This is a genomic window from Ruegeria sp. BB7 (assembly GCF_056539365.1).
In genome coordinates, this window is record NZ_JBQFUV010000022.1 from 23,233 (window position 1) to 30,625 (window position 7,393).

At 57.9% G+C, this 7,393-nt stretch carries 6 protein-coding genes; all 6 read right to left on the bottom strand.

Going from position 1 to position 7,393, the window contains the following annotated elements; translation table 11 throughout:
* Positions 1–42 precede the first annotated feature (42 nt).
* The 6 genes from iolE to iolG all read right to left on the bottom strand — a co-directional run bounded on the left by iolE (position 43) and on the right by iolG (position 6,914).
* Positions 43–942, bottom strand: a complete 900-nt coding sequence (iolE, locus tag ACR0D7_RS18560) for a myo-inosose-2 dehydratase (RefSeq protein ID WP_480680342.1) — start codon at positions 940–942, stop codon at positions 43–45.
* Positions 939–2,771: a 3D-(3,5/4)-trihydroxycyclohexane-1,2-dione acylhydrolase (decyclizing) gene (iolD, locus tag ACR0D7_RS18565; RefSeq protein WP_480680343.1), complete on the bottom strand. Its 1,833-nt coding sequence runs from the start codon at positions 2,769–2,771 to the stop codon at positions 939–941. The genes iolE and iolD overlap by 4 nt, the downstream gene beginning before the upstream one ends.
* A gap of 87 nt (positions 2,772–2,858) precedes the next feature.
* The gene (locus tag ACR0D7_RS18570) at positions 2,859–3,680 is read right to left on the bottom strand and encodes an ATP-binding cassette domain-containing protein (protein ID WP_170386095.1); all 822 of its coding nucleotides are present in this window, start codon (positions 3,678–3,680) and stop codon (positions 2,859–2,861) included.
* A 1-nt stretch (position 3,681) separates the two neighbouring features.
* A complete protein-coding gene (locus ACR0D7_RS18575; RefSeq protein WP_480680344.1) occupies positions 3,682–4,788 on the bottom strand; it encodes an ABC transporter permease in 1,107 nt (368 codons plus the stop codon).
* Between the two features lie 68 nt (positions 4,789–4,856).
* Complete coding sequence (locus tag ACR0D7_RS18580; protein ID WP_480680345.1) at positions 4,857–5,777, bottom strand: sugar ABC transporter substrate-binding protein; 921 nt, start codon at positions 5,775–5,777, stop codon at positions 4,857–4,859.
* 123 nt (positions 5,778–5,900) lie between these two features.
* Complete coding sequence (gene iolG, locus ACR0D7_RS18585) at positions 5,901–6,914, bottom strand: inositol 2-dehydrogenase (protein ID WP_480680346.1); 1,014 nt, start codon at positions 6,912–6,914, stop codon at positions 5,901–5,903.
* Positions 6,915–7,393 lie beyond the last annotated feature (479 nt).

Consider the following 7,393-nt stretch of genomic DNA (forward strand, 5'->3'; position numbering starts at 1 on the left):
CTCCTTTCTCATGGCTAAGGTGTTGCCCCTTGGGGCGGTGTGTTACTCGGTGATCTCCAATCCTGCTTGCTTGCAGACCTCGACAATATGGCCATATCCCATCTTGGAGTATTCATAGGGCGGTGCTTTGGCCGGATCCTGTTCGGCCTCAACTACGATCCAACCGTCGTAGTCCATCGCTTTAAGAGCATTCGCGACCGCCTGAAAATCAATGCATCCATCGCTGGGCACGGTGAAAGCACCGGCGATCACCGCATCCAGAAAGCTACGGCTTTTTTCTCGGGTGTCCTGCACCACTGCCGGGCGGATATCCTTGAAATGCACATGATGCACCCGATCGCCCCAGCGGTTCAGGGTCGCCATAACATCGCCTCCGCCGAACAGCAGATGGCCAGTGTCAAAGCACAGCTTCACCTCGGGGCCCGAACCCTCCATCAGCCAGTTCACGTCATCCTCGCTTTCGATGATCGTGCCCATATGGTGGTGGTAGGCCATCGGCATGCCCTGATCGGCCATCCATTTCGCCAGCTCAGTGATCTTGGCGGCATAGGACAGAACTTCGTTCTTCGACAGTTTCGGACGGTCGTTCACTGCTGTCCCGATCTGGCCCTGCACGGTGTTCGAGCATTCGGCATAGACAATGCACGGACTGTTCAACGCCACGAATTGCTCGACCTGCTCCCGCACGGCTTCGCGTTCGGTCGCGAAGTCATTGACCAGCGACGCGCCGGAACACCACCCGCCGCAAAGCGCGATGTCGTTGCCTTCGAGATAAGCGCGCAGGCCTTCAGTATCGCCCGGCATCCGTTGGCCGCGTTCGACGCCCGTATAGCCGATCTCGCGCGCCTCTTTCAGCGCTTGCTCCATGGTGTAGGCGGCGGTCAGGTCCGGCAGATCATCATTCTGCCACGCGATCGGAGAAATCCCGATTTTCACGCTCATTTCGTGTTTCTTTCCTTGATGGCAACCTCGTAGGCCGCACGTTTTTCATTCACTTCGGGGCGGATGCTAACTTCGGGAACGGCCACCTCCCACCACGTGCCGCCATATTTGGTCGACGGATAGGGATCGGTGTCGATGACCACCACGTACGGCCCCTTGATCTCCACGCGTTTGGCCAGCGCATCCTCAAGCTCGGCAATCGAGCTGACCTTGACCGAAATCGCCCCCATCGCCGCCGCATGGGCGGCAAAGTCGATGGCAGATGGCGTTTCGTGGACCGCGTGATCCAGCAGGTTGTTAAACTCGGCTCCGCCAGTGCCCATCTGCAGCCGGTTAATGCAGCCAAAGCCCCGGTTGTCGGTGATCACGACGGTGAAGGACACGCCCATCATCGCTGCGGTCGCCATTTCCGAGTTCGCCATCATATAGGTGCCGTCGCCAGTAAAGCAGATCACGTCACGCTCGGGCTGGGCCATCTTGATGCCCATCGCGCCTGCAATCTCATAACCCATACAGCTAAAGCCGTATTCCATGTGATAGGCCCCGGGACGCGGCGCCTTCCACAGTTTGTGCAGCTCTCCGGGCATGGTCCCGGCCGCACACATGACAACCGTGTCATCATTTGACGCGCGCTGAACCGCGCCCACCACCTGCATATCGGTGGGCAGCGCGTTGCCATCACCCGGTGCGTCGGTCAGCTTGTCGACCTTCCCGAACCACTCGGCCTTGAGCGTGTCGCTTACCGGATCGGCGCGGTATCCCTGCAAGGCGGTGCCCAACTCCTCCAATCCAACACGCGCATCAGATTGCAGCGGCATCGCCCCGTGCTTTTCGGCGTCATATGCGGCAGTGTTCAGACACACCATCTCACGTTCCGGGTTCGAGAACAGGCCCCAGGAGCCAGTAGTGAAATCCTGCAACCGTGTCCCCACGGCAAGCACCAGATCGGCCTCAGCACAGACGTCATTGGCGGGCTCACCACCTGTCACGCCAATCGGCCCGAGGTTCAGCGGGTGATCCCAGGCCAGTGCCGATTTGCCCGCCTGCGTCTCAGTGATCGGAATGTTGTGGGTTTCCACAAAGCTCTGCAGCGCGTCCGTCGCACCCGAGTAATGCACCCCGCCCCCGGCAACGATGACCGGGCGTTTGGTCGCCTTGATCGCAGCCATCGCGCGGGCCAGTTCGCCCTCATCCGGGCGAATGCGGCGCTGATACCAGACACGCGGCTCAAAAAAGCTTTCGGGATAATCATAAGCCTCGGCCTGTACGTCCTGACAGAATGCCAGAGTCACCGGTCCGCAATCGGCCGGGTCCGTCATCGTACGGAAGGCGCGCGGCAAAGCGGTCAACAGGTGCTCGGGCCGGGAAATGCGGTCGAAGTAGCGGCTGACCGGTTTGAAGCAGTCATTGGCGCTAACGGTCCCATCGCCGAAATTCTCAATCTGTTGAAGCACCGGATCGGGACCGCGGGTGGCGAACACGTCACCCGGTAGGAACAGAACCGGCAAGCGGTTTACATGTGCCAGCGCCGCTGCGGTGACCATATTGGTCGCACCCGGCCCGATCGAGGACGTCACCGCCATCGCCCGCGTGCGGCGCATCTGCTTGGCATAGGCGATCGCACAATGCGCCATGGTCTGCTCGTTATGACCGCGATAAGTCGGCAGGCTGTCTTTAACCCCGTGCAACGCCTCACCCAGCCCTGCCACGTTGCCATGGCCAAAGATGGCCCAGACACCAGCAATGAAAGGCTCTCCGGCCTCGTTCATCTGCGCGCCCAGATAGCGCACCAAAGCTTGCGCAGCGGTCAGTCGGACTGTTTTGCCCATTGTGATCCCCTTCAACACAAGGCCATTATGGCCATTCCTGCAATTTCGTTGAATGTCGGGCCAAGCGGCCCCTAAAGGGGAACGGTGTTAAACCGTTCCGCCCAGAGAACCTTCCAGTTCTGCCATTTCCTGACCGCCTGCCATCAGGTCCTGCAACTGCTCGGGCGTGATCTCACCGCGTTTCGCAGTGCCCAGAGTTTTACCTCGATTCAGCACGGTAAAGCGATCACCCACTGCCAGCGCGTGGCGTACGTTGTGGCTGATAAAGACCACACCAACACCCTGACTGCGCACTCTGTCGATTGTGGCCAGCACGTTCGATGTCTGACGCACCCCAAGGGCCGAAGTCGGCTCATCGAGAATGAGAATCTTCGCACCAAAGTAAACCGCGCGCGCAATCGCAACGGTCTGTCGCTCGCCGCCGGACAGAGTGCCAACGGCCTGATCTGGTCCGCGTAGATTGATGCCCATTTTGCGCATCTCTTCCATACAGACGTCGTTGGCCTGATCCACATCGAACCGCTTCAGTAAACCCTTCCCCTTGGTCGGTTCGCGCCCCATGAAAAAGTTGCGCGTGACGCTCATCAGCGGGATCATCGCAAGGTCCTGGAAAACAGTTGCAATACCCGCCTCCATCGCATCGCGCGGAGTGTCGAAATGCAGCGGTTTGCCTTCGAAATAGATTTCACCCTTAGTGGGTTTATGCACCCCAGACATGGTCTTGATGAAGGTCGATTTGCCCGCCCCGTTGTCACCTAACAGGCAGTGGCACTCACCCGGCTTGACGTCAAAGCTGACACCGGCCAAGGCGATGATGTTGCCAAAGTGCTTTTCGATATCCTTCATCTCAACGATCGGAGCAGCGTCGACGGAGGAATCTCCATGGTGGAACTTGGTGTCTTCAGTCATATCAGCGCTCCCCGGTTACGCGTTTACGGATCGCGTTGTTGAACAGAACAGCGATCAGCAGCATGGCGCCCAGGAAGACCTGGAACCAGTCCTGATCAAAGTCGGTATAAGTCAGGCCGATGACGACCATGCCAAAGATGATCGAGCCGAAGAACGCCCCAATGGCCGAGCCATAGCCGCCAGTCAGCAGACAGCCCCCGATCACAGCCGCGATGATTGCTTCGAACTCCTTCTGGAAGCCGCGACGTGCATCGGTCGATCCGGCATCCATCACGGTGATGATCGCCACCAACGCGGCACAGCAGGCAGTCAACATGAACAGCGATACCTTCACACGGTTCACCGGAACACCCGAGTTGGAGGCCGCTGTGCTGTCACCGCCCGAGGCGAAAATCCAGTTCCCGACCGGAGTGCGCAGCAGCACATAGGTTGCCGCCAGCGTGATGACAATGAACCACAGAATTTCGACCGGGATACCCGGCACCTTGGGCGCGCCACTTTTGAAGGTGTCGATCATGCCCTTCTCTGCCAGCCAGGCAAACAGGCTGCCGAAAGCCTCACCCGAGAAGAAGGGGGCGAGCCAGTCGTTTTCGACCGCGTCGCGCACACCGCGCAACTGCGTGGAACCGCCCGTGGCCATCTTCAGGCCAACCAGAGAGAGCCCGCGCAAGATAAACAGAAACGCCAGCGTCACGATGAACGATGGCAGGCCCGAGCGGATCACGATATTGCCGTTAACCGCGCCGACACAGGCCGCGAATACGAAGGTCATGGGAATGGCGAAGATCAGCGGCAATTGCCAGGTCACGGCGCAGACGCCGAAAAACAGCCCCGAGAACGCGACCATCGACCCGATTGACAGATCGAACTCTCCGCCGATCATCAGCAGCGCCGCCCCGATGGCCAGAATACCCAATTGTGCGGCAGGGGTCATGAAGTTCATGACACCAGCAAGAGTGAACATCGACTCGTCCGCAGTGATCGCAAAGAAAACGAAAACCAGAACGGCGCCTGCCATGGCACCCAACTCGGGCCGCTTCATGAGTTTGGTTAGGAACGGTTCTTTCTTGACCCTTTCGTCCGATACGACGGTCGTTGATTCACTCATGGTTTCCTCCCATTCGGTGGGATCGGCGCGCTGGCGCCGATCCTTTTGTTTGTCGGTATGATCCGGACTTAGCGGATGCCCTGCGAGGACAGCTCAATCACCTGAGCGGCCTTTTCCTGAGTGATCAGGTTCGGGCCCGAAGGCACGTTGCCACCCGGCATCAGGCCGTATTTGGCATGCAGGCCCATGAAGTTCACCGACAGGTAGCCTTGCAAGTACTGTTGCTGGTCGATGGCAAAGGCCGCATCACCGTCAACGATTGACTGCAGGAAGTTGGCAGACAGGTCGAACGAGGCAACGTTCACATCACGCCCCGAGGCTTTGGCAGCCGCAACCGCAGGCTCACCAGCCGAGCTTGCGCCCAGAGCCATGACCGTATCGACGCTTTCATCAGCTGCCAGCGCGGCGGCAACCTTGGATTCGATCTCGGACGGATCGTTCGAAGTCGGCAGAACGGTCACATTGCCGCCAAACCCTTCGGTAAAGCCTTCACAGCGCAAGTCCAGCGACACGTTGCCAACCTCGTGGTTCACACAAACCGCGTTGGAACCGCCCATCGAAGCCAGTTGCTCGCCTGCGGCCTTGCCTGCGTCGAATTCGTCCTGACCAACATGCAGCAGAGCACCTAATTCTTTGGCGACTTCCGCGCCCGAGTTGATTGAGATCACGGGAATACCGGCCGCCACCGCGCGTTCGATTGACGGCCCAAGCGCGTCCGCATCAGGGATCGAAACGATCAGCCCGTCGGGCTCCTGGTTCACGGCAGCGTCGATCAACTGCGACATGGCCACCATGTCAAAGGTCTCGGGCGCGCGGTACTCCACGTTGATGCCAACATCCTTGCCCGCCTGCTCGACGCCGTTCTTGACGACATTCCAGAACGCATCATTCGCTTGACCGTGCGATACGACCACGATCTCTTGCGCGAACGCAGGCGTGGCCAGAGCCAATGCACCGGCAGCCAATGCGCCTTTTACAAACTTATTCATTTGGTTTCCTCCCTATTAAACAGTCTGTGTTATTGCCGGGATCTCAGCCCCATTCATTCGGATGAACCGAATCCCCACCGCTCCGGAAATTGGCGCAGCTATCCCCAGTTTCCGTATATCCCATCATTTTGCAACCGGTTTCAAAACTTCAGCCATGGCAACCGGCTGACCGGACTGCGCCGACCGGGTCGCGGCCTCGGCCATGGCAAGGGCTGCGACGCCGTCTTCAAGAGTCACCGGCATTACGGAACCGGATTGCACTGCCTGCACGAACGCATCCCATTCTGCGCGGTAGGCGGGCATGTATCGTTCCAAGAAAAAATATGTGGGTTTTGCCCCCGTGACGCCGGCGGCTGTCGACTTGACCACGGCATTTTCCAGAATGTTCTGCGCCTGCAACAGGCCACCCGAACCCAACATCTCAATCCGCTGGTCATACCCATACACAGCCCGGCGCGAATTCTTGATAACTGCAATCTGACCGTCTGCATAAGTCATTGTTACAACAGCAGTATCTACATCCCCAGCACGCCCGATTTCAGGATCGACGATCGAAGTTCCAACTGCCGAAATCTGCACCGGCAACTGACCCAACAGATAGTTCGCCATGTCGAAATCATGGATCATCATGTCCCGAAACAAACCGCCCGAAACCTTGACATAGCCGATCGGAGGCGGGGCTGGGTCGAACGAGGTGATCGACAGCAACTCAGGCGTGCCAATCTCACCCTGATCAACAGAATTTTTCAGCGTTGAAAAGCTGGGATCAAACCGCCGATTGAACCCTAGCATGACCGACTGGCCGGTTTCCGCCGCAACAGCCTGACACGCAAGCGCCCGTTCAAGACTGAGATCAACGGGTTTTTCACAAAGAACCGCCTTACCAGCCTGTGTTGCAGCTTCGATCAGGTCAGAATGAGTGTCCGTCGGCGTCGCCACCAGAACCGCATCAATCGATGGGTCCTCTATGATCTCCTTGGAGTCGCGAGCAGTCGCGCCGTGCTCCGAAGCAAGGCTTTCAGCCGCATCGGAAATCGCGTCGGACACTGCACATAGCTGGCTGCGAGGATGCGCAGAAATGGCCTGTGCATGCACGCGCCCAATGCGTCCGGCGCCAAGCAATCCGATTCTGAGCATTAAGGCCTCCCGATTCTTTAGCTCGGGGATACCATGAGTATCTTTGCAACCGGTTGCAAGAAATTTTTAATCGGGACAACCAGAGGAAACCCGGGCGGGTTATCAAAATCTCAATTTGACCTCACAGCGACTAGAACAACGCCCAGTTCATTTTCCGAAGCCAGCAATTTACAGAGATCTTCTTTCGACATGGGGAAATCCATATCCAAGTCGATAAGCGCTTGGATATGTTCCCATTGGAGACTGTGTTCATAGTTTATCTCTGTTCAGGTTTTGGCCTTCCTTTAAATGGTTGGAATATTAATGTGGTGTCAGGCCAGCGAGGTTGGTTGTGACTATAGCCGGTGCGACAAACCTCAATCATGCGGCAGGCATGGCGCAGTGATGCGCTGCCGTTTCCCTGAGGCTTTAGGGATACTTGTCGGTGATCGGTCTCAAACTGTTGGCACTGGGCCTTGTTCCTCAATGATCAGGAAGTG

Bases quoted from the DNA above. Each gene is read 5' to 3' on its own strand.
- ACR0D7_RS18575 (WP_480680344.1), bottom strand. From the start codon at position 4,788: ATGAGTGAATCAACGACCGTCGTATCGGACGAAAGGGTCAAGAAAGAA.
- iolD (WP_480680343.1), bottom strand. From the start codon at position 2,771: ATGGGCAAAACAGTCCGACTGACCGCTGCGCAAGCTTTGGTGCGCTAT.
- iolG (WP_480680346.1), bottom strand. From the start codon at position 6,914: ATGCTCAGAATCGGATTGCTTGGCGCCGGACGCATTGGGCGCGTGCAT.
- ACR0D7_RS18580 (WP_480680345.1), bottom strand. From the start codon at position 5,777: ATGAATAAGTTTGTAAAAGGCGCATTGGCTGCCGGTGCATTGGCTCTG.
- iolE (WP_480680342.1), bottom strand. From the start codon at position 942: ATGAGCGTGAAAATCGGGATTTCTCCGATCGCGTGGCAGAATGATGAT.
- ACR0D7_RS18570 (WP_170386095.1), bottom strand. From the start codon at position 3,680: ATGACTGAAGACACCAAGTTCCACCATGGAGATTCCTCCGTCGACGCT.